Raw genomic sequence first — 21,374 nt, forward strand, 5'->3', positions numbered from 1 at the left:
GCCGGGTGGCGGCTTCGCCTTACCCGGCCTACTTTTTACGGAGGTCTATTTACCCCACAATCTCCGGGAATTATCCTCGATCTTGCTGCTTAAACGCCGTTTCTGCATCGTTCTTGTCCAGCTGGTCGACAGCCCCGCCGCCGACAGCAGGCGATGATACTGCTCGTCATCAAACGGCATATGCCACGCAATGGCGCAGGCGTCGTAAACAGACACCTCACTCAGGCGTGATACCAGCTCAAGCGGCGCATCCGCTGAAACCTGCCCAGCCAACACCACCCGGTACAGCCAGCCGGTTTTACCCGCGCTTTGCATCTGAGCCGACATGTCATGAATGCCGAAATGGTAGTTGAGCTTGAAGCACGGCGAGCGCGGCTGCGTCACCTGAATCAGGGCATCGCCCCAGCGGTAGATATCACCAATAAACACGTTCTTTTCGGTGAGCCCTTCAGTGGAGAGATTTTCACCAAACGCGGGAGCAACGAAGAGATCCGCCTGCTCGGGGAACTCCGCCTTCCAGTGCTGATAGTGCTCGCGCGGATAGTGGCACAGCGCGCGCTCCGGCCCGCCGTGGATCTTCTTTTCGGCCTGCTCGTCACCCGCAAGCCCGAGGTCGGTTAACGTCAGCTCACCGTCGACCTGAATTTTGGCGATGGCGCTCGGGCGGCTGCCGTCGTACTCCCTTACCTTGCCTGTAAATACATTCACCGGATAATGCATCGCTGCCTCCATTACGCAGATACAAAAAAAGCGAGCCATCAGACTCGCTTCTCACAGGCGTCAATGCAACCTTATTTTTTAGCGGCGAAACGCGCTGCTGCTTCGTCCCAGTTCACCACGTCCCAGAACGCTTTAATGTAGTCCGGGCGACGGTTCTGGAATTTCAGGTAGTAAGCGTGTTCCCACACGTCCAGACCCAGGATTGGGAAGCCGGATGCGCCAGAGATCGCTTCACCCATCAGCGGGGAGTCCTGGTTCGCGGTAGAAACCACGGCCAGTTTGTCACCTTTCAGTACCAGCCACGCCCAGCCAGAGCCGAAGCGGGTTGCAGCGGCTTTCTCGAACTCCGCTTTGAAGTTGTCAACGGAACCGAAGTCGCGCTCGATAGCCGCTTTCAGGTCGCCCTGCAGGGTAGTACCGGTTTTCAGGCCTTTCCAGAACAGGCTGTGGTTAGCGTGACCGCCCGCGTTGTTGCGCAGCACGGTTTTCTTGTCCGCTGGCAGCTGGTCCAGCTTGGTGATCAGCTCTTCAACAGGCAGGTTAGCGAACTCAGGCAGGCTTTCCAGCGCGGCGTTCGCGTTGTTCACGTAGGTCTGGTGGTGTTTAGTATGATGGATTTCCATCGTCTGCTTGTCGAAATGCGGTTCCAGTGCGTCGTAGGCATACGGCAGGGATGGCAGTGTATAACTCATAATCCTCTCCATTATTGTCGGGCGGCACAGCTGTTAATGCCGCGTAAGCAGTTGGTTCATTATAGTTAATTAAATGATATTGAAAATGATTATCAATGCCGTAGTTTTTATAAGGTTATTCATTTTTTGACCAACGCCGGAATAGTGAATGGGTTCAGGGTGTTAATGGACTTCTAGCGCCTTATTGCCCGCCGCTATCTCCTCCCTGCTGCTGAGCGTAAACGCCGACACCACCGTAATCGCCAGCACGAAACAGCCCAGCATCAGGTATGTCTCCTGGAAACCGATCCGGTCATACATATTCCCGGCAAACGCGGAGAGAAAAATCGCCGCCGACTGTTTCGCGAACTGGAAGCCAATCAGATAGATAGTCGCCGAAAGACGCGTATCAAACACCCCGGTGATGTACTTGAAGGCCCCCACCAGCAGGAACGGGACCTCCAGTGCGTGCAGCATCTTCAGGGCAATCACTTCTACGGCGGTGGTGGCAAACGACGAGCCGATAATGCGCGTCGCCATAATCACCCCGGCGATCAGCAGCGTGTTTTTCGCGCCGATGCGGTTAATGATCCACGGCGAACAAAACATGATGATCGCATTGCAGATTTCCCCGGCAGTGGTCGCAAAACCAAAGGCGCGAGTGCCCTCCTGCGGCGTGGTGAAGAACGTTTTGAAGAAGGTAGCAAACTGCTGGTCGAAGACGTCGTAGACGCAGGCCACACCAATCACGTACAGAATAAACATCCACATTCTGCGCTGACGGAACAGGCTAAAGACCGTTTTCGCGGTGATCTGCGGCTGGTTGGCACCCAGCGCATTCATCACCTGCGCCGTCTGGTTGGGTCTTGGCTTTGCGACCACCAGCAATAGCATCAACAGCAGCGCCGCCCCCGACCCCATCCAGAAAACATACGACGGATCGATGCCGAACAGGATCCCGCCCGTGGAGGCGCACAGCCCCCAGCCGAGGCAGCCAAACATGCGCGCCTTGCCGTACTCAAAGAAACTGTTACGGCTCACGCGTTCAATGTAGGCCTCAATGGCTCCTGAGCCCGCCGAAAAGACAAAGCCGATATAAATGCCGCCGCTCAGCGCGCCCAGCCAGATGTTAGCTTTCAGTAACGGCGCAAAGACGTAGAGGAAGAAAGGGGCAAACAGGAACAGCAGCACGGAGATGATCCACAGCAGGTGTTTTTTCAGCCCCAGTTTATCCGAGATCACCCCAAGCACCGGCTGGAAGGCAATGGCCGAGAGTGAGATGCAGGAGAAGACAATGCCGGTATGGGTTTTATTGAGGCCGATGATATCCGACAGCCAGATCGGCAGGAACGGAAAGCAGGTGGCCATGATGAAAAAGTAGAGAAAGAAGAACAGCCCGAAAATCCAGAAATTAGGGTTGTCTTTGTGGGTACAGGTTGTTGTGTTCATTATTTTTATCCTCAACGGAGGGCCAGTTTCCCGGCCCGTCACCTTTACACGCGTTCCACGCCAATCAGGATGGCGCTTTCCGGATCGAGAATCGGCAGCGCAATGCCCGCCTGCATCAGCCACTCACCGCTCGCCGTTTGCGGGGCCTCCATCCATGCCGGCAGCTTGCGCATGGTATGGCCTCCCTCACCGGTGATGCGAATCTCAGGGTGATCGAGCAGCGAAATACGATACTGCGCGCTGGCCTCAAGCCCCGGCATGCGCAGCGGCATCATCAACGTGTAGTCCGGCATGGCGAGCTGGCTGACGATAAACAGTCCCTGCGTTTTATCTTCGCTCACAATACCCTGTGCCAGCGTAGTGGCATCCGGCATATCCACGCGCCAGTGGGTGCCCTGATGAATAACCTCGCGCCACTGCTTATACAGCGCGGCGTAACGGCGATAACCTTCGCGCTCCTGCTCATCGACGGTGAGGGGATCCAGTTCCAGCCCCATATGGCCAAACAGGGCCGTCAGACCGCGGAATTCAATGCTGTGCTGGCGGAAGGTGGCGTGACATTTATGATGACCGATATGCGCCCCCATCACCTCCGGCGGGAAGAAATAGCTCATGCCGCGCTGGATAGCGTTGCGCTCCAGCGCATCGTTGTTGTCCGAGGCCCAGAAGCGGTGGCAGCGCGTCAGCACTTCATAATCAATTCGCCCCCCGCCGGAGGAACAGGATTCAAATTCGACGTGCGGGAAACGCTTGCCCAGCACGTCCAGCAGACGATAAAACTGGCGGGTTTGCGCGTCAGCGGCGGCCTTCCCGTCGTGACCCGGCTGTACCAGCTCACGGTTCATGTCCCACTTCACGTAGTCGACCTCATGTTCACCCAGAAGCCAGCTCATGCGCTCCACCAGGTAATCAAACGCCTGCGGAATGTTCAGGTTAAGCACCAGCTGGTGCCGCCCGGTATGTTGCCTGTAGCCGGGCAACGCCAGCACCCAGTCGGGATGCGCACGATAAAGATCGGAATCCGGGTTAATCATCTCCGGCTCAACCCAGATGCCAAACGCCATGCCGAGCTGTTTCACATGGCTGATGACCGGCGTGAGGCCGTTCGGGTACTTCTTCTCGTCCAGATACCAGTCACCCAGCGCGGCGTAGTCGTCGTTGCGACCTTTGAACCAGCCGTCGTCGATGATAAAGCGCTCCACGCCCAGCGCGGCCGCCTCGTCGGCCATGCGCATGATGTAGTCCGGGTCGTGGTTAAAGTAGATGCCTTCCCAGGTATTGAGGTGAACCGGGCGCGGTTTGTTTTCGGGGAAGCGGATAACGTTGTCGCGAAGGTAGCGGTGAAACTGCTGGCTCATGCCGTTCAGGCCCTGCGCGGAGTAGCTTGCATACAGGCGCGGCGTCCAGAGCGTGTCGCCCTCCTCAATCGCCATTTCGCCCGGCAGGTAGAGGGCTTCAGCCTGCAGATAGCGGCGGCCGTCGGTTTTGGCTTCCGCACGCAGGCGGTGGTTGCTGCTCCAGCCCAGATGCACGCCCCAGACGTCGCCGTGCATTTCGCTGAACGACGGCGTACCGGCAATCAGCGCCGGGAAGTGCTCGTGGGAGGTTTTACCCCGGCGGTTTTCAATCACAAAGCTGTCGTGTTCAAGCGTCACGCGGTGCGGCTGAAATTCCCGGATCCAGCGTCCATGGAAGGCCATCACCTCCCGCGCGCGTTCGGCCACGGGTAGCGTTATGGCAAAACGGTCCACCTGCCACGCCTGCGCTTTCAGGTTGGTTAAGCCGTGACGCACCGCCAGCACGCCGCTGTCATCCAGCGCCAGCTCGCTGGTCAGCCGCAGGCCCGCATGTTCATCTTCTGCCGTAATCGTCAGGGTTTGCCCCTGCTGCTGGACGTCTGTGGTGCTAAAGAGAGGTGAACCGTCCAGGCCCAGACGATGCCCTTCAATACCGGGCGACCCAAACAGGCCGTGCCCCAGCTCGGCCATCAGCGTGACCGGAGAATCCACATCCAGCCTGCCGTTGGCAACTGGCCGGGAAAGGGTTTCAGCATTCTGCGGCGAAAAGTGCTGAAGATGCGGCCCCCAGTAAATCATTTCGGCGAACGGGTGCGTTTTTATCACCACATCCACCGTCGCGCTTTCGAGTCGTAAAATGGAATCTTGCATCAGACATCTCCTGTCATGGGATGCCTTGAGTTTTGATCCGAAACGTTTCGGATACAAACCAAAACGTTTCGGATTTGTGATCGGGTTTAGAAAATAGAGAGATTCAGGCCGTCTGGCAGGGAGAGAATTCGGGCTGCCAGAGCACCTGGAGCTGCTCGATCGCCTCGCCGTTGATCAGCTGGCGAACCATATCGGCAATCTGTTTCCCGACGCCCTGACGGGTGGACTGGATCACTGCCGCCACGTCAGCATCGACGATGCTGTCCTGCGGAAGCCCGTCATAAACCACCAGCGCAACGGCGTTCTCGCCGGTCAGGCGGCCCAGCTCCGCCAGCGCCATCGCCGCGCCGTCGCCGTGGGTGTTGCAGTCGGTAATGATGGCCGTGGGCGGCTGCGATAGCGAGAGAAGCTCTTTCGTGGTGGCATACCCCACCCGGCGTGAAGGGGGCATGGCGCGCAGCCATTCGCTGGAAAGCCCGGCTTCCCGCAACGCGTCCAGATAGCCCTGACGGCGCTGGGTGATGAATGCCTGATTGTTGCTTTCGCCCAGCAGGGCAATGCGCTGATGGCCTTTTCCGATCAGCCAGCGGGTCGCATTGTACGTACCGGCATAGTTGTCGAAGTCGAACCACGCGTACGGCTGCGGTAGCTGGCTGCGCCCGAGCGCCAGGAAAGGAAAACCGGCGGCCTGCAGTTGCTCAAGACGGGGATCGCGATCCAGCGTGTGGGCCACGATCAGCGCATCCACGCGGCGGCTTTGCACCATGCGCATATAGCTGTGTTTATCGGCCAGATCGTCATCGGCAATCAGCAACAAATCGATTTCATGTCTCGCCAGTTCGTGGCTAATTTCGCCGACCATGTCCATAAATACGCTGTTATTGAGCGGAACAGGATGGACCGGGAACACCAGCCCAACGGCGTCGATTTTGCCCATCTTCAGGCGGCGGGCGAAGGTGTTCGGTCGGTAACCACGGCGCTGGGCCTCTGCTTCCACGCGTGCGCGCGTCTCGTCAGAAACGTCGTCATATCCGTTAAGGGCGCGGCTGACGGTAGTAACAGAGAGCCCCAGTTCTTTGGCGATGGCTTTGAGCGACATGATTTTCCCTATCTTCGTTAGTTTTGTTCCGCCACCAGCAGCGCGTAAGTGTCTGGCTCCAGGGCCTTGAAGATGTGCGGCTGGTCGGCGGGATAACAAATGTAATCCCCTGCGCAGAGCTCTTCCGCCGCGTCGAGCAGGCCGACCAGCGCCCGCCCCTGCGTCACAATAATATGTTCCACCGAGCCCGGCGGATGCGGCTGAGAAAGACGGTCTGCACCCGGTTGGGTCATCAGAAGATAGACATCGCGGCGCGCGCCGGGAGGGCATGCCGCCAGCAAAATGGCTTCATAGTTAGCCTCTCCGGCGACCACTTTTGTCCCTTCTCCACGGCGTATCACCTGCGTGGTCGGTAGCTGCGGCTCAAGCAAGCGGGCGAAAGGAATATCCAGCGCCACGCAGAGCGACCACAGCGTTTCCAGGCTAGGGTTACCGTTGCCGGACTCCAGCTGGGAAAGCGTAGATTTTGCGATCCCGGCACGGCGGGCAATTTCCGCCAGTGAAAGCCCGGTTCGCAGGCGTTCTCGCACCAGACTTTTGGCGATCAGGCTGATCGGCTGCGTCATATAACGGCCTCGCGTTCTATAAAACGAACAAATCGTTCGTCTTGAAAATCAGTTTCGTTGCGTTCATTATAATGGATACACGTTCGATATGGCTAAAATTGTATGAAGCATCATCTCTCTTGTCTGAAAGGCGACACCATAAAAGCAATCATTCTGGTCTGCCTGGCGGTGGGCGTGGTCGGGATGTCCTACGGCTCGCTGGCGATGGCCTACGGTTTCCCGGTCTGGGTGCCGTTTGTGCTCTCCATTACCGTGCTGGCGGGCGCGTCTGAGTTCATGTTTATCGGCATCGTGGCGAGCGGCGGCAATCCGCTGGCGGCCGCGGCGGCAGGTTTACTGGTCAACGCCCGGCACGTGCCGTTTGGCGTGACGGTGCGTGAGCTGGTGGGCAAGCGCGGTCTGAGCCTGCTGGGCTGCCACATCATGAACGATGAAAGCGTGGTGTTTGGCCTGTCGCAAAAAACCGCCGAGCAGCGTAAAGCCGCCTACTGGCTGTGCGGCTTAGGCGTCGCCATCGTCTGGCCGCTTGGCGCACTGCTGGGGGCTATGGTCGGCAAACTGTTGCCCGACCCGGAGACCATCGGGCTGGATGCGGTATTTCCGGCCATTCTGCTGGCATTAGTGGTTCCCGCTTTTAAAAACCGTACCACGCTGATCCGCGCCTGCAGCGGCGCCGTGTTATCGCTGGCCGCCGTACCGTTTGCCCCGGTGGGATTACCGGTACTGCTCTCTTTACTCGGTCTTGCCGCGAGGAAAAAATAATGGAGAACATGACGGTCTTTATTCTCGGCATCGCCATTCTTTCTGCCGGAACCTATTTAATGCGCCTTGGCGGCGCCAAACTCGGCAACCGGCTGGCGTTGTCGGAGCGTTCTCAGGCGCTGCTGTCAGATGCGGCAACGGTATTGCTGTTCTCCGTGGCGCTGGCGACCACCTTTTATGAGGGAGAACACTTCGCGGGCATGGCGCGCGTGCTGGGCGTGGCGTTTGCGGTGTTTTTGGCCTGGCGGAAAATGCCGTTGATTGTGGTCATCGTGGCCGCGGCGGTGGTGACGGCATTGCTGCGCGTAGCGGGCATAAACTAAAAAAGCGCCCCGGGGGCGCTCTTTCGACGGTGTGACTCGCTTATTTGTTCAGTTCAGCAGTCATGTGTACGCGGTTACCGGTGAATGCCTGGGTAATTTTGTATGATGACGCACCCGCTTCCTGAGCCTGAGCCGCGATTTTCGCTTCTGCACCATCAATGGTAGAGGCGGTTGCGGTTACGGTCTGCGCAGCGAAAGAACCAAAAGAAGTAGCCAGAGCGATTACAGCGACAAAAGTTTTGATGCTTTTCATAATATAAACCCTTTCATTAAGTTGTTTAGGTAAGGCACCGTGCCTTGATGAGATAAATACTAGACCTCATCGCGAACAACTAAAAGCGGAAGGATTTGCTATTATCATTCAAAATTACTGATTAACTATTAATCGCTGTGGATGGGTATAAATGGTTGCCCTTCCCGGCTTGCAGAAACCCACCAGCGTCAGGTTGCAGCGCTCGGCCACCTCCACCGCCAGCGTCGTTGCCGCCGACACGGCAAACAGGATCTCCACCCCGCACATCGCCGATTTTTGCACCATCTCATAGCTGGCGCGGCTGGAAACGAGCGCGGCGCCCTGCTGCCAAACCTCACTTTCACGCGCACGACGACCGAGCAGCTTATCCAGCGCCACGTGGCGGCCCACGTCTTCATGCCCACCGGCAATCTCTCCCGACGGCAATATCCACGCCGCCGCGTGCGTGCAGCCGCTGAGCTGGCCGATAGGCTGTACATCGTTGAGGTGCTCAAGCGCAGGGTCGAGGTGCGCCAGATTAAAGGTCTGAGTAAACGGCAGTGGTGAAACAGGTTTGCCAATATCGTTGAGCTGCTCAACGCCGCACACGCCGCAGCCGGTACGCCCGGCCAGCGCGCGACGACGCTCTTTCAGCCCCATAAAGCGGCGGCTGGAGAGCTCGATTTGCACTTCCAGGCCGTTGCAGGCCTGCACCACGTCCATGCCATAGATATCTTGCGGATGCTCAATGATGCCTTCCGAGAGGGAAAAACCGATGGCGAACAGCTCAAGATCTTTCGGAGACGCCATCATCACCACATGCGATATGCCGTTGTAAACGAGCGCAACGGGCACTTCTTCGGCCAGAAAATCGGGTATGGCATCGGTTATGTGGGGCGGTCGGTGTACCGACAGTTCCACAATGCCGGCAGGCAGGGGTAACGAGTGGGGATCACGGTTTTGTTTAGACACAGCGGTATTCCTGAACAACCACGGAAGCGAGCGTGCTATTGCAGCATAAACCACAGGCTGTACGCATAGTATGGATCAACTTTTCGACAACCATTCTCCTACTCATTTAGCAGGGGTGCAACCTGCCACCGGCTACACCGCTTTAACATGCAGAGCTGTTAACGTGATCAATATCACACTTTATAATCAACATGGTGATAATACGTTCACTTTGTATTAACGCCATTAGAACAGCTGTACCGACAATGTGGTATTCTGATGATATCCCTCGTGGAATTGAGGGATTAACGCAAATTTTTTCCTTTGCGGTCATTCTTCAACCGCGAAGTCAAAACTACATATGTAAGCAATGTCGAAACAAGGAGTGACCCATGCAGGTCAGCAGAAGGCAGTTCTTTAAGATCTGCGCTGGCGGTATGGCAGGCACCACGGCAGCGGCACTGGGCTTTGCGCCCGGCGTAGCGCTGGCGGAAACGCGGCAGTATAAACTGCTGCGCACCCGTGAAACCCGTAATACCTGTACGTACTGCTCTGTCGGTTGCGGGCTGTTGATGTATAGCCTCGGCGACGGTGCTAAAAACGCCAAAGCGTCTATTTTCCATATCGAAGGCGACCCGGATCACCCGGTTAACCGCGGCGCATTGTGCCCGAAAGGGGCCGGTCTGGTGGACTTTATCCACTCCGAAAGCCGCCTGAAATTCCCTGAATACCGCGCGCCGGGTTCCGACAAATGGCAGCAAATCAGCTGGGAAGAGGCGTTTGACCGCATCGCTAAACTGATTAAAGAAGACCGCGATGCCAACTTTGTTGAGAAAAACGCCGACGGCGTCACGGTCAACCGCTGGCTCTCCACCGGGATGCTGTGTGCCTCTGCTTCCAGCAACGAAACCGGTTATTTAACCCAGAAATTTACGCGCGCACTCGGTATGCTCGCGGTCGACAACCAGGCGCGTGTCTGACACGGACCAACGGTAGCAAGTCTTGCTCCAACATTTGGTCGCGGTGCGATGACCAACCACTGGGTCGACATCAAGAACGCCAACCTCATTGTGGTGATGGGCGGTAACGCCGCTGAAGCGCACCCTGTCGGGTTCCGCTGGGCGATGGAAGCCAAAATCCACAACGGTGCGAAACTGATTGTGATCGATCCCCGCTTCACGCGTACTGCGTCAGTGGCGGATTTCTACACCCCTATTCGTTCAGGTACTGACATCACTTTCCTGTCAGGCGTACTGCTGTACCTGATGACCAACGAAAAATACAACCGCGAATACACCGAAGCCTATACCAACGCCAGCCTGATCGTGCGTGAGGATTACCACTTCGAAGATGGTCTGTTTAGCGGTTACGACGCCGAAAAACGCAAGTACGACAAAACCAGCTGGAACTACGAGCTGGATGAGAAAGGTTTTGCGAAGCGTGACACCACGTTGCAACACCCGCGCTGCGTGTGGAACCTGCTGAAAGAGCACGTCTCCCGCTACACGCCGGAGGTTGTCGAAAACATCTGCGGTACGCCGAAGGCGGACTTCCTGAAGGTGTGCGAGCTGATCGCCGAAACCAGCGCGAAAGACAAAACCGCGTCGTTCCTGTACGCCCTCGGCTGGACGCAACACTCCATCGGCGCGCAGAACATCCGCACCATGGCGATGGTGCAGCTGCTGCTCGGCAACATGGGGATGGCAGGCGGCGGCGTGAACGCCCTGCGCGGTCACTCCAACATTCAGGGTCTGACCGACCTCGGCCTGCTGTCTCAGAGCCTGCCGGGCTATATGAACCTGCCAAGCGAGAAACAGACCGACCTGCAAACCTACCTGACGGCCAGCACGCCTAAACCGCTGCTTGAAGGCCAGGTGAACTACTGGGGCAACTATCCGAAGTTCTTCGTCTCGATGATGAAAGCGTTCTTCGGTGACAAAGCGACGGCGGAAAACAGCTGGGGCTTTGACTGGCTGCCGAAGTGGGACAAAGGTTATGACGTTCTGCAGTATTTCGAGATGATGCACCAGGGCAAAGTGAACGGCTATCTGTGCCAGGGCTTTAACCCGGTTGCCTCGTTCCCGAACAAGAACAAGGTTGTTGAGTCGCTGTCGAAACTGAAGTTCCTGGTGACGATTGACCCGCTCAATACCGAAACCTCGACCTTCTGGCAGAACCACGGTGAATCGAACGACGTCGATCCGTCGAAGATTCAGACCGAAGTGTTCCGTCTGCCATCGACCTGCTTTGCGGAAGAGAACGGCTCTATCGTCAACTCCGGGCGCTGGCTGCAGTGGCACTGGAAAGGCGCGGACGCCCCGGGCATCGCCATGAACGACGGCGAGATCCTGGCCGGTATCTTCTTACGCCTGCGTAAGATGTATGCGGCTGAAGGCGGCGCGAACCCTGAGCCTGTGCTGAACATGACCTGGAACTACTCGACGCCGGAAAACCCAGCGCCGGAAGAAGTGGCGATGGAGAGCAACGGTAAGGCGCTGGCGGACGTTATCGACCCGGCCACCGGCACCGTGCTGGCGAAGAAAGGCGATCAGCTCAGTACCTTCGCGCACCTGCGTGACGACGGCACCACCTCCAGCGGCTGCTGGATCTTTGCCGGTAGCTGGACGCCGAAAGGCAACCAGATGGCCAACCGCGATAACGCCGACCCGTCGGGTCTGGGCAATACGCTGGGCTGGGCATGGGCATGGCCGCTCAACCGCCGCATCCTCTATAACCGCGCGTCCGCTGACCCGCAGGGCAACCCGTGGGATCCGAAGCGTCAGCTGCTGAAGTGGGACGGTGCGAAATGGGGCGGCGTGGATATTCCGGACTACAGCACTGCCGCACCAGGCAGCGACGTCGGGCCGTTTATCATGCAGCCTGAAGGAATGGGGCGTCTGTTCGCTATCGATAAGATGGCGGAAGGTCCGTTCCCGGAACACTATGAGCCGTTTGAGACGCCGCTGGGCACCAACCCGCTGCACCCGAACGTGGTTTCTAACCCGGCAGCCCGTATCTTCAAGAGCGATTTTGAAGCGCTGGGTAAAAAGGACAAGTTCCCGTACGTGGGCACCACTTACCGTCTGACCGAGCACTTCCACTACTGGACCAAGCACGCGCTGCTTAACGCCATCGCGCAGCCGGAACAGTTTGTGGAGATCGGCGAGAAGCTGGCGAACAAGCTCGGCATTGCCCATGGCGATACCGTGAAGGTCTCCTCTAACCGCGGCTACATCAAGGCCAAGGCGGTGGTGACCAAGCGTATTCGCACGCTGAACGTTCACGGTCAGCAGGTGGATACCATCGGCATCCCAATTCACTGGGGCTATGAGGGCGTGGCGAAGAAAGGGTTCATTGCGAACACCCTGACGCCATTCGTCGGTGATGCGAACACGCAGACGCCGGAGTTTAAGGCCTTCCTCGTGAACGTGGAAAAGGTGTAACGGAGACGACTTATGGCTTATCAATCTCAAGACATTATCCGTCGTTCCGCGACTAACGGTTTCACGCCCGCGCCTCAGGCGCGGGACCACCAGCAGGAAGTGGCGAAGCTTATCGACGTGACCACCTGTATCGGCTGTAAAGCCTGTCAGGTGGCCTGCTCTGAGTGGAACGATCTGCGTGACGAAGTGGGTCACAACGTCGGGGTGTACGACAACCCGGCGGACCTGACCGCCAAGTCCTGGACGGTAATGCGTTTCTCGGAAGTGGAGCAGAACGACAAGCTGGAATGGCTTATCCGCAAAGACGGCTGTATGCACTGTGCGGATCCGGGCTGCCTGAAGGCGTGTCCGTCAGAAGGGGCTATCATTCAGTATGCCAACGGCATCGTCGACTTCCAGTCCGAGCAGTGCATTGGCTGCGGCTACTGCATCGCGGGCTGTCCGTTCGACGTACCGCGCCTGAACCCGGAAGACAACCGCGTCTACAAATGTACGCTGTGCGTAGACCGCGTAACCGTCGGCCAGGAGCCAGCGTGCGTGAAGACCTGCCCAACCGGCGCCATCCACTTTGGTTCTAAAGAGGATATGAAAACGCTGGCGGCAGAGCGCGTGGGCGAGCTGAAAACCCGTGGTTACGACAACGCGGGCCTGTACGATCCGGCCGGGGTAGGCGGTACGCACGTAATGTACGTGCTGCACCACGCCGACAAGCCGAACCTGTATCACGGCCTGCCGGAGAACCCGGAAATCAGCGCTACCGTGAAATTCTGGAAAGGCATCTGGAAACCGCTGGCAGCGGTGGGCTTTGCTGCCACCTTCGCAGCGAGCATCTTCCACTACGTCGGCGTCGGTCCGAACCGCGCGGAAGAGGAAGACGACAACCTGCATGAAGAGAAAGACGAGGTGCGCAAATGAGAAAACGTGACACCATCGTGCGCTACACCGCGCCGGAACGCATCAACCACTGGGTCACCGCCTTCTGCTTCATGCTGGCGGCGATAAGCGGGCTGGGGTTCTTCTTCCCGTCCTTCAACTGGCTGATGCAGATCATGGGGACACCACAGCTGGCGCGCATCCTGCACCCGTTTGTGGGCGTCATCATGTTCGCGTCGTTCATCATCATGTTTTTCCGCTACTGGCACCATAACCTAATCAATCGGGATGATATCTTTTGGGCGAAGAATATTCGTAAGATCGTCGTCAACGAGGAGGTGGGTGACACCGGGCGTTATAACTTCGGCCAGAAATGCGTATTCTGGGCGGCGATTATCTTCCTGGTCCTGTTGCTGGTGAGCGGCGTGATCATCTGGCGTCCGTACTTTGCGCCTGCTTTCTCAATCCCGGTGATCCGATTCGCGCTGATGCTGCATTCATTTGCCGCAGTGGCGTTAATTGTGGTTATCATGGTGCATATCTACGCCGCCCTCTGGGTGAAAGGCACCATTACCGCGATGGTGGAGGGATGGGTTACCAGCACGTGGGCGAAGAAACATCACCCGCGCTGGTACCGTGAAGTCCGCCAGAAACAGGAAAAGTCATCTGAATGAGTATTCGCATAATCCCGCAAGATGAGCTGGGGTCGAGCGAGAAACGCACGGCGGATTATATTCCGCCGTTGTTATTCCCCAGACTCAAGAACCTCTACAACCGCCGCGCAGAGCGTCTGCGCGAGCTGGCAGAGAACAACCCGCTGGGCGATTTTCTGCGTTTTGCCGCGCTGGTCGCCCACGCGCAGGAAGTGGTGCTGTACGACCACCCGCTGCAAATGGACCTGACCGCGCGGATCAAAGAAGCCAACGCGCAGGGTAAGCCGCCGCTGGACATTCACGTCCTGCCGCGCGACAAGCACTGGCAAAAGCTGCTGCATTCGCTGATTGCCGAGCTGAAGCCGGAAATGAGCGGCACCGCGCTGGCGGTCATTGAGAATCTGGAAAAAGCGTCCGAACAAGAGCTTGAAGAGATGGCGAGCGCGCTGTTCGCGTCCGACTTCTCGCTGGTCAGCAGCGATAAGGCGCCGTTTATCTGGGCAGCCCTGTCGCTCTACTGGGCACAAATGGCCAGCCTGATCCCGGGCAAAGCTCGCGCCGAATACGGCGAGGCGCGCCAGTTCTGCCCGGTCTGCGGCTCTATGCCGGTATCGAGCATGGTGCAAATCGGTACCACTCAGGGGCTGCGCTACCTGCACTGCAACCTGTGTGAAACCGAGTGGCACGTGGTGCGCATTAAGTGCAGCAACTGCGAGCAGACCCGCGATCTGAACTACTGGTCGCTGGAGAATGAAGACGCGGCGGTGAAAGCCGAAAGCTGCGGCGACTGCGGCACCTACCTGAAGATTCTCTATCAGGAAAAGGACCCGAAAGTCGAAGCGGTGGCCGACGATCTCGCCTCGCTGATTCTGGACGCGAAGATGGAGCAGGAGGGCTTTGCCCGCAGCTCGATCAACCCGTTCCTGTTCCCGGGTGAAGGGGAGTAATTCCCTGTGACAGTGCCGGGCGGCGCGTGCTTGCCCGGCCTGTAATTCGACAGCAATACCCGCCGCCTTTCATGCCAGATACTCTCCATTCTCGTTGAGAGACGCGTTATCGCCTTTGCGAGCCGCTTTCCAGGTTGTTGCCCTCAACACTATTCTTGTTTTCTTTTGAATCAAACCAGGCTATAAAACTGTTTATCCATACAGTAAAAGGGATTATTCATGGCGCTGGAAAAGGGTATTGCACAGCTGGTTCAGGGATTTATCGCTGCAGGGCGGCCCTCGTCACGTCGCCAAAGCATTGAGGTGCGACGAGCAGGCTATATTGCCAGCACAGGGCTTGCCGGGGAGACCGAAACGCGCGTTCAGGTGGAGACGCTTGTTCTTGAGGGTCTTACCATTCGGGTATTTTCACCTCTCAATGCGCCTGAACTATTGCCTGCTGCCATCTACTACCACGGCGGATGCTTTATCAGCGGCGGCTTTGATACCCATGACAACCAGCTCCGTCAGTTAGCCTGCTACGGCAATTGCCGGGTGGTTGCGATTCAATACAGGTTGGCGCCGGAGCATACCTTCCCCGCCGCACATGACGATGCGGAAAGAGGTGCAGATCTGGTCTGGCAATATGCGGACAAACTGGGCGTGGATAAAAACCGGATTACACTTTGTGGAGACAGCGCGGGGGGACATCTTGCGCTGGTAACGGCGCTGCGGCTTAAGGCTAAAGGTCTCTGGCAGCCTGTACAGCTTATTCTTATCTACCCCATGCTCGACGCCACGGCCAGTTTTGAAAGCTATACCCTCAACGGCATGGATTACGTAATTACTCGCGATACCCTGCTGAGCGGCTATGAAATATATCTGGCTGGAGCCGACCGTAAGCATCCTGAGGTTAGCCCGCTGTGGCGAGAAGACTTCAGCGGCCTGCCAGCTGTCCATATCGTTACCGCTGAGTACGATCCGTTATGCGATGAAGGAGAGGCGCTGTTTCAACGCCTCACGGAGCAAGAAGTGACGTGTACCGCTCAGCGATGGCTGGGAGTAATACATGGCTTCTTCCAGCTTGGTGGAATTAGCCAATCAGCGCGAGATGTTATGCGGGATATCGCCGGACGGATTCAGCACGCCCGGGGAGCGTAAACAGGAGATTACTCCTCCTCGTTCCCGCCCTCTTCATACGCGCCAAAAGGCTTCGCCGGAAGAACAATGTAGGTGCCTTCAAACACCGCGCCCGGCGTTTTATCGCCAAACAGTTCGACCTGCATTTGTACGCGCGCCTTGCGACCGCGTGCCAGACGGTCAAGATCGCCACCCAGTGATCCCAGATCGGCCACGGCGGTCGGCTTGCCGCTTATCGGCGCGCTATAGCGAATGTGGGCATCGGCCAGAATGATGGTGCCGCCCAGATGGCGCTCGCGCAGCATTAGCCAGATAAGCCCCCAGCCGGTGAGCGTGGCCAGTGAGAAAAGACTTCCGGCAAACAGGGTGTGGTGCGGATTCTGGTTGCCGGTTTCCGGCATGGTGGTAATAAATTTTTGTCCGGTGTACTGCTGAATGCGTACGCCCATTTTTTCGCTGAGCGGAATGTGCTGATACCAGGCCTGCTGCAGCTGTCCGCACCAGTCGGCGCGATGCAGAATATCGTCCAGCGTGGCGATGGGTTTGATCATCAAAAAATGACGAATCGGGGTGGTTTGCGGGGTTGTGATTTCACCCTGATTCACAAAACCGAGTTTAGCGAAGAATTCCACGGCATCTTCGCGGGCGCTACAGGTGACGCGCTTAACGCCTTCCTGGCGGGCGACGGATTCCAGGGTCATCGCCATTAGCGTCCCCAGACCTTTGTCCTGCACGGAGGGATGAACCGCCATAAAGCGAATAGACGCTTCGTTATCGGCGTTGATATACAAACGCCCGACGGCCACAAGGTTGCCCTCTTCGTCCATCACCATCTGATGGTGGGCCATCGCGTCCCAGGCGTCGCGCTCAGAGCCTTTTGGCTGATGTAATGGCTTGCGTAGCATTTCCCAGCGGAACTGGTAATAAGCGTCTAACTCTTCTTCCGTTTGCGGTACTCGAAGGTGATACATAGCTGTACTCTCTCTTGTTACCCGCGGCCATGCCGTAAGTATGCTCATACCTGGAGCCAGAATGTGACGGGGCCATCGTTCACCAGCGATACCTGCATATCTGCAGCGAATCGTCCGGTTTGCGTATTCATTTCCTGCTGGCGACAACGCTCAACAAAGTACTCGTAAAGTGCTTCTGCACGATCCGGCGCGGCGCCTTTCGAGAAACTCGGGCGCATGCCGCGCTCGGTATCCGCTGCCAGCGTAAACTGGGAAACCACCAGCACGCTGCCGCCCGCCTGCTGGACGTTCAGGTTCATCTTGCCTTCCGCATCGCTGAAAATACGGTAGCCCAGCACGCGCTCACACAAGCGGTTGGCTTTTTGTTCGTCATCATCCTTTTCGACACCTAACAACACCAAAAGTCCTGGGCCAATTTCACCCGTCACCTCTCCCTCCACGGTGACGCTGGCACGGGTTACGCGCTGTATCAATGCAATCATGGTTGGTCTGCTTCTTGTTGTTTTTCAGCTTCTGCTGCTTTTTTAAGTTCGCGGTATACACCGAGAGTGACAGTTATTTCAGCACCAAGCAAGACGATACACCAGGTCCAGTAGACCCAGACAAACAAAATGGGGATCACCGCCAGCACGCCGTAAATCAGCTGATAGGACGGAAACATGGTGATGTAAAGGGCAAACCCTTTCTTACCGAGCTCAAAGAGCAACGCCGCCACCAGCGCCCCCACGACCGCATCGCGGTTAGGCACGCGCGTGGTCGGCACCACGCTATAGAGCAGCCAGAACGAGAGCCACGACAGGATCAACGGAAAGATGCGAAGCACATTATCAATCACGCCGTTTAAATCGCTCGCCCAGCGCAGGGAGAGCAGATACGAACTGATCGCGAGGCTCGCCCCGGCCAGCAGCGGCCCCAGCGTGAGGATCATCCAGTACACGGCAAAGGAATAGACCTTTGGCCGCGCTTTTTTACTCCGCCAGATCGTGTTCAGCGCGTTATCGATGGCGTACATCAACAGCAGCGCGGTGATAATAAGACCACATGCCCCCACTGCCGTCATCTTGCTGGAGTTAGCAACAAACTGCTCAATGTAGTTCTGGATGACATCCCCGGTTGCCGGAATGAAATTCGCGAAGACAAAATGACGAAGCTGCACGCTGACGTCCGCAAACATCGGAAAGGCGGAGAACAGGGCAAAGATGACCGCCACCAGCGGCACCAATGAGAGCAGCGACACGTAGGCGAGGTTACCCGCCAGCGTGGTCATATTGTCCTCATCAATCCGATGCCAGAGCAGTTTCAGCCAGGCCCGCAGCGGGCGAGTATGGTGCGTGGCTTTTTGATGAACGGTTTTTAGCATAGCTGCTTCGCAAAGTAGTCTGGTATCGTCTCTTTTCCGGTCACCAGAATTGACGTAATACCCAACTGGTTAGCTCCCTCTATATTATCGGCGTTGTCGTCGAAAAAGACCGCATCGGCCGCGGTGAATCCCTCTGCCTGCAGAACAGCCTGATAAATTCGCGCTTCAGGCTTACGCATCCCCATCTCCTGCGAGAGGTAGATCTTATCCGCCGCCGCCTTAACTTCAGGGTATTCTTCAGGCCAGAACGTGGTGTGCAGACGGTTGGTATTTGACAGCACAACGACCCGATGCCCCTGCTCGCGCAGTTTGTGCATGATGTCGATCACCTCAGGGCGAACCGCCACAAATACCGCCTGCCAGCCGTGGGAAAACTGTTCATAGCTTAACGAAAGCCCCATCTCCTGGCAGAAACGTTCAGCGAATGCTTCATCGCTGATTTCACCGCGCTCATGCTGGTGGAAGGTCTCGCCCATCGCGAAATTCTGCTTTAAGGTCGCCAGCGGCACGCGGCTAAAATCGCTCCATGCACCCAACACGCGATTAAAATCGATATCGACGATGACGTTTCCTAAATCAAAGATATAAAGCATGTTTATCTCCTGCTCGCCGTGGAGAGGTAACTGTAGCGGGAATAAAGAGATTTGACTATGGATGCGGTCTAAGGTGTGCGATCGATTTTTACGGCGCGTTTTTACGACAGTAAAGCGAAGGGACATTTGACGCGGCAAAAATCCAGGCCCCCCGATACTCATCGATCATCAGGCTCAGCTCCCTACCCGGCGTGCGGTAAAAACCCGGTAGCGTTGCGTTGATATCAGCCTCATCCGCATTATCGGCAAAGGTTTTAACAATACGATTGTTATTTAACACGCGCGCGTTCTCATGGTCACTGTAGTGAAAATAGATTGTACGATTAACTTCAGTAACCGTCTGACCAAATAATTTACCGTTAATAACCGTAGACCCCTCCCGATGCTGCATCCGCCAGGAAACCGTACCCACAAATCGGTTTTTACCAATCGTCCATTCCACATCTCCCGTACAGCGTATCGGCGTACTCGATAAATGCGAATAAGCTAACCAGCCACTGGTGATAGCGGCCGCCAGAAATGCCGCCAGCAAAATGATACCGTTCCGGAGAGTCATCATTTTTCGTGCGCCCAAAAATAATGGGTAGTACATAACGCCGTCGCGTCCCTTCGCGCATCGTTATTACAGACAAACGCCGCGATTCGCTCCGTTTTACTATAGCCGACGAGAAAAACGTATCGTTTTTCGGCACACAGACCGGGATTATTGTTTAGCAGGCGCACGTAATGATCCTGAATATGTTCGTTAGGTGCATAAAAAAGTTGGCAGGCCTGGGGCATGCTGCCCGTTGAAAGGGGAATGTAGTGACTAAACGGCATGTTCTGGTGCTTTTTATATAATATTCCCCCGTTGATAAGCGCGATCAACAAAAGCGTTGCGGTCGTTATTATCAGCCAGGCTGGCCTCTGCCTTGCGGCGCCATTGGCAACGACCGCGTCTTTATTGGCTATGACTGGCTCAGCGGTTGGGACAAATAATTCAACCTCGGTAGCCTCGGAAAGCATAAGCCCGCGACGCGAAATCGTTTTTACCGTATCGCGCGGTAAGCCCACCTCAGCGAGGGCATTGCGTAATGTCAAAATAGCCTGGTAAAAGGTATTCGGCGTAGTGACGTCATTGCGCTCCCCCCATCCCACCACCATTAACTGGTTTTGCGAAATTATTTCTCCGGGATGGGTGATGAGATAAAGAAAACAGAGGTTGGCAGGAAGCTGCAATTGTATCGAGCGCCCGGTAATATGATTTACCAGGTTTTTGTTTTCTGGATCATACTCGACCAATTTGTTAATAAGATACAATTTTCCCTTCCTCAGCAATAACAACCCTTAACTATATACACCAGAAAGATATACGTATATTTAACAACAGTATAGGTCAGAAGGATCAGGACGCGATACCACCCCAACTAAGATTAAGAATAACACATTGTTTTTCAATCAGTTAAAAGACAGTTTTCTTAGGTTTCTCTCATCTAAAACGACATAATGAGATTTCATTACACTTCGCCCGGCCCACTCATTATATTGAGCCCCAAGTCGCGAAAAGACTGTCGTTACAGCCGATTTAAGAAACTAATCTTTAGCTATTAGTGCTATTTCGTAAATCGTCCTCCGGGATTTTTTTTGTCGAATAATCTTAAGGGGCTGAAGAATAGTCCTGGAATACGATGGCCAAAGTATGTCCTTTCGCTATGGCTACGGCCTGAAAAAATAGACATCACCAGGAATTTATATTCTTCATCACTATTTATCATAAACAAGAGAGGGGCACGGGATATGTTTCAAGATTGACACATTTGGATGGCAGTGAAATATTGACAGTGAAAATAAGACAGGAGTGGACTGGATGATGACATCGTCGCATAAGGTTGTCCGCTGTATGAGCTGTGAATTGTCCTGTCAGTTATTTCCAGATAACGCAGTACGTTCACAATATTGTGGAAATGCCTCATTCGCAGTTTGGCCAGGTGGTAACCATTTCCTGCAGATTGCAGTAGAAAATAAAATATTGCAAGGAAACAAGAATCACTTATTACGCGGCTTTATATTTGTAGACTTTTCGTTTTGCAACCTGCGCGTACTTGCCGATCCGCAATGGATTGAACGGCTGGTGAGAACTAACATGAACATCGTGATTATCACAGACCGCAAGCTGGAAGCAATGGCCAATTATTTTTTCATGCAGCGCAGTGAAATAAAGGGAATTATTTATTCGAATGACAACGACATTATATTAAAGGAAAAAATCAGCCATCTTTTCTCCGGGAGACGGTTAAATAGCAGACGCGGCAGCATGTTGAACGCTGTTGAATTTACGTTACTGAACAGATTTTTGTCAGGTGCGTGCCTCCAGGAGATTATAAAATCAGACGGCATTGATGTTAAAAAAATTTATGTTCATAAAATACGACTTGAGAGGAAGTTAGGCACCAGTATTCATAAAATTCTCGTTTCTATTTTGTAATTTCAACCTG

Annotated in this window: 22 protein-coding genes; 8 read left to right on the forward strand and 14 right to left on the reverse strand. The window is 55.6% G+C overall.

Annotated features, from left to right (window positions below; all coding sequences use genetic code 11):
* Positions 1–45: 45 nt before the first annotated feature.
* The 6 genes from yiiM to B498_RS08740 all read right to left on the reverse strand — a co-directional run bounded on the left by yiiM (position 46) and on the right by B498_RS08740 (position 6,673).
* Positions 46–720 carry a 6-hydroxyaminopurine reductase gene (gene yiiM / locus B498_RS08765; RefSeq protein WP_008501820.1) on the reverse strand — a complete coding sequence of 225 codons (675 nt, stop codon included), beginning with the start codon at positions 718–720 and terminating at the stop codon, positions 46–48.
* A gap of 71 nt (positions 721–791) precedes the next feature.
* Positions 792–1,412 carry a superoxide dismutase [Mn] gene (sodA, locus tag B498_RS08760; protein WP_003861999.1) on the reverse strand — a complete coding sequence of 207 codons (621 nt, stop codon included), beginning with the start codon at positions 1,410–1,412 and terminating at the stop codon, positions 792–794.
* Between the two features lie 162 nt (positions 1,413–1,574).
* On the reverse strand, positions 1,575–2,840 hold the full coding sequence (locus B498_RS08755; RefSeq protein ID WP_008501821.1) for an MFS transporter: 1,266 nt from the start codon (positions 2,838–2,840) through the stop codon (positions 1,575–1,577).
* Between the two features lie 44 nt (positions 2,841–2,884).
* Complete coding sequence (locus B498_RS08750) at positions 2,885–5,008, reverse strand: alpha-galactosidase (RefSeq protein WP_008501822.1); 2,124 nt, start codon at positions 5,006–5,008, stop codon at positions 2,885–2,887.
* A gap of 103 nt (positions 5,009–5,111) precedes the next feature.
* Complete coding sequence (locus B498_RS08745; RefSeq protein ID WP_008501823.1) at positions 5,112–6,107, reverse strand: LacI family DNA-binding transcriptional regulator; 996 nt, start codon at positions 6,105–6,107, stop codon at positions 5,112–5,114.
* A gap of 17 nt (positions 6,108–6,124) precedes the next feature.
* Positions 6,125–6,673: a helix-turn-helix domain-containing protein gene (locus tag B498_RS08740; protein WP_008501824.1), complete on the reverse strand. Its 549-nt coding sequence runs from the start codon at positions 6,671–6,673 to the stop codon at positions 6,125–6,127.
* Positions 6,674–6,775: 102 nt separating this feature from the next.
* Between B498_RS08740 and B498_RS08735 the strand changes: the two genes are divergently transcribed.
* A complete protein-coding gene (locus B498_RS08735; RefSeq protein ID WP_008501825.1) occupies positions 6,776–7,435 on the forward strand; it encodes an AzlC family ABC transporter permease in 660 nt (219 codons plus the stop codon).
* The gene (locus tag B498_RS08730) at positions 7,435–7,758 is read left to right on the forward strand and encodes an AzlD domain-containing protein (RefSeq protein WP_008501826.1); all 324 of its coding nucleotides are present in this window, start codon (positions 7,435–7,437) and stop codon (positions 7,756–7,758) included. The genes B498_RS08735 and B498_RS08730 overlap by 1 nt, the downstream gene beginning before the upstream one ends.
* 40 nt (positions 7,759–7,798) lie before the next feature.
* Here the strand turns inward: B498_RS08730 and B498_RS08725 are convergent, their stop codons facing one another.
* Both B498_RS08725 and fdhD read right to left on the reverse strand, forming a co-directional pair.
* Entirely contained in the window at positions 7,799–8,011 is a 213-nt protein-coding gene (locus tag B498_RS08725; protein ID WP_008501827.1) for a DUF1471 domain-containing protein, read from the reverse strand.
* A 114-nt stretch (positions 8,012–8,125) separates the two neighbouring features.
* Entirely contained in the window at positions 8,126–8,962 is an 837-nt protein-coding gene (fdhD, locus tag B498_RS08720) for a formate dehydrogenase accessory sulfurtransferase FdhD (RefSeq protein WP_008501828.1), read from the reverse strand.
* Positions 8,963–9,333: 371 nt separating this feature from the next.
* Here fdhD and fdnG point away from each other — a divergent pair, with 371 nt between their 5' ends.
* The 5 genes from fdnG to B498_RS08690 all read left to right on the forward strand — a co-directional run bounded on the left by fdnG (position 9,334) and on the right by B498_RS08690 (position 15,997).
* Positions 9,334–12,384: a formate dehydrogenase-N subunit alpha gene (fdnG, locus tag B498_RS08710; RefSeq protein ID WP_088728449.1), complete on the forward strand. Its 3,051-nt coding sequence runs from the start codon at positions 9,334–9,336 to the stop codon at positions 12,382–12,384.
* Between the two features lie 12 nt (positions 12,385–12,396).
* Positions 12,397–13,299, forward strand: a complete 903-nt coding sequence (gene fdxH / locus B498_RS08705) for a formate dehydrogenase subunit beta (protein WP_008501831.1) — start codon at positions 12,397–12,399, stop codon at positions 13,297–13,299.
* The gene (gene fdoI, locus B498_RS08700) at positions 13,296–13,931 is read left to right on the forward strand and encodes a formate dehydrogenase cytochrome b556 subunit (protein ID WP_008501832.1); all 636 of its coding nucleotides are present in this window, start codon (positions 13,296–13,298) and stop codon (positions 13,929–13,931) included. The genes fdxH and fdoI overlap by 4 nt, the downstream gene beginning before the upstream one ends.
* Positions 13,928–14,857, forward strand: coding sequence for a formate dehydrogenase accessory protein FdhE (gene fdhE / locus B498_RS08695; protein ID WP_008501833.1), 930 nt, complete (start codon positions 13,928–13,930; stop codon positions 14,855–14,857). The genes fdoI and fdhE overlap by 4 nt, the downstream gene beginning before the upstream one ends.
* Before the next feature lie 219 nt (positions 14,858–15,076).
* A complete protein-coding gene (locus tag B498_RS08690) occupies positions 15,077–15,997 on the forward strand; it encodes an alpha/beta hydrolase (protein WP_008501834.1) in 921 nt (306 codons plus the stop codon).
* An 8-nt stretch (positions 15,998–16,005) separates the two neighbouring features.
* On the opposite strand, the gene fabY is transcribed toward B498_RS08690, so the two are convergent.
* The 6 genes from fabY to B498_RS08660 form a co-directional block, all read right to left on the reverse strand.
* A complete protein-coding gene (fabY, locus tag B498_RS08685) occupies positions 16,006–16,947 on the reverse strand; it encodes a fatty acid biosynthesis protein FabY (RefSeq protein ID WP_008501835.1) in 942 nt (313 codons plus the stop codon).
* A gap of 44 nt (positions 16,948–16,991) precedes the next feature.
* The gene (gene dtd, locus B498_RS08680; RefSeq protein WP_008501836.1) at positions 16,992–17,429 is read right to left on the reverse strand and encodes a D-aminoacyl-tRNA deacylase; all 438 of its coding nucleotides are present in this window, start codon (positions 17,427–17,429) and stop codon (positions 16,992–16,994) included.
* Positions 17,426–18,307, reverse strand: coding sequence for a virulence factor BrkB family protein (locus B498_RS08675; RefSeq protein ID WP_032622951.1), 882 nt, complete (start codon positions 18,305–18,307; stop codon positions 17,426–17,428). The genes dtd and B498_RS08675 overlap by 4 nt, the downstream gene beginning before the upstream one ends.
* Positions 18,301–18,900, reverse strand: a complete 600-nt coding sequence (gene yihX / locus B498_RS08670; RefSeq protein ID WP_008501839.1) for a glucose-1-phosphatase — start codon at positions 18,898–18,900, stop codon at positions 18,301–18,303. Before yihX ends, B498_RS08675 begins: the two co-directional genes overlap by 7 nt.
* 88 nt (positions 18,901–18,988) lie before the next feature.
* A complete protein-coding gene (locus B498_RS08665; RefSeq protein WP_227009864.1) occupies positions 18,989–19,492 on the reverse strand; it encodes a hypothetical protein in 504 nt (167 codons plus the stop codon).
* Complete coding sequence (locus B498_RS08660; protein WP_008501841.1) at positions 19,456–20,199, reverse strand: winged helix-turn-helix domain-containing protein; 744 nt, start codon at positions 20,197–20,199, stop codon at positions 19,456–19,458. The genes B498_RS08665 and B498_RS08660 overlap by 37 nt, the downstream gene beginning before the upstream one ends.
* Positions 20,200–20,746: 547 nt before the next feature.
* Here B498_RS08660 and B498_RS08655 point away from each other — a divergent pair.
* Entirely contained in the window at positions 20,747–21,364 is a 618-nt protein-coding gene (locus B498_RS08655) for a hypothetical protein (protein WP_008501842.1), read from the forward strand.
* Positions 21,365–21,374: the final 10 nt, after the last annotated feature.

Source organism: Enterobacter sp. SST3 (assembly GCF_000286655.1).
Taxonomy (GTDB): domain Bacteria; phylum Pseudomonadota; class Gammaproteobacteria; order Enterobacterales; family Enterobacteriaceae; genus Enterobacter; species Enterobacter roggenkampii.

Coding starts and splice junctions, on each gene's coding strand:
- B498_RS08665 (WP_227009864.1), bottom strand. CDS start 19,492: ATGTACTACCCATTATTTTTGGGCGCACGAAAAATGATGACTCTCCGG.
- B498_RS08725 (WP_008501827.1), bottom strand. CDS start 8,011: ATGAAAAGCATCAAAACTTTTGTCGCTGTAATCGCTCTGGCTACTTCT.
- B498_RS08750 (WP_008501822.1), bottom strand. CDS start 5,008: ATGCAAGATTCCATTTTACGACTCGAAAGCGCGACGGTGGATGTGGTG.
- yihX (WP_008501839.1), bottom strand. CDS start 18,900: ATGCTTTATATCTTTGATTTAGGAAACGTCATCGTCGATATCGATTTT.
- B498_RS08740 (WP_008501824.1), bottom strand. CDS start 6,673: ATGACGCAGCCGATCAGCCTGATCGCCAAAAGTCTGGTGCGAGAACGC.
- B498_RS08690 (WP_008501834.1), top strand. CDS start 15,077: ATGGCGCTGGAAAAGGGTATTGCACAGCTGGTTCAGGGATTTATCGCT.
- fdxH (WP_008501831.1), top strand. CDS start 12,397: ATGGCTTATCAATCTCAAGACATTATCCGTCGTTCCGCGACTAACGGT.
- fdoI (WP_008501832.1), top strand. CDS start 13,296: ATGAGAAAACGTGACACCATCGTGCGCTACACCGCGCCGGAACGCATC.
- B498_RS08735 (WP_008501825.1), top strand. CDS start 6,776: ATGAAGCATCATCTCTCTTGTCTGAAAGGCGACACCATAAAAGCAATC.
- B498_RS08755 (WP_008501821.1), bottom strand. CDS start 2,840: ATGAACACAACAACCTGTACCCACAAAGACAACCCTAATTTCTGGATT.
- fdhE (WP_008501833.1), top strand. CDS start 13,928: ATGAGTATTCGCATAATCCCGCAAGATGAGCTGGGGTCGAGCGAGAAA.
- B498_RS08675 (WP_032622951.1), bottom strand. CDS start 18,307: ATGCTAAAAACCGTTCATCAAAAAGCCACGCACCATACTCGCCCGCTG.
- sodA (WP_003861999.1), bottom strand. CDS start 1,412: ATGAGTTATACACTGCCATCCCTGCCGTATGCCTACGACGCACTGGAA.
- dtd (WP_008501836.1), bottom strand. CDS start 17,429: ATGATTGCATTGATACAGCGCGTAACCCGTGCCAGCGTCACCGTGGAG.
- B498_RS08655 (WP_008501842.1), top strand. CDS start 20,747: ATGATGACATCGTCGCATAAGGTTGTCCGCTGTATGAGCTGTGAATTG.
- B498_RS08730 (WP_008501826.1), top strand. CDS start 7,435: ATGGAGAACATGACGGTCTTTATTCTCGGCATCGCCATTCTTTCTGCC.
- yiiM (WP_008501820.1), bottom strand. CDS start 720: ATGCATTATCCGGTGAATGTATTTACAGGCAAGGTAAGGGAGTACGAC.
- B498_RS08745 (WP_008501823.1), bottom strand. CDS start 6,107: ATGTCGCTCAAAGCCATCGCCAAAGAACTGGGGCTCTCTGTTACTACC.
- fabY (WP_008501835.1), bottom strand. CDS start 16,947: ATGTATCACCTTCGAGTACCGCAAACGGAAGAAGAGTTAGACGCTTAT.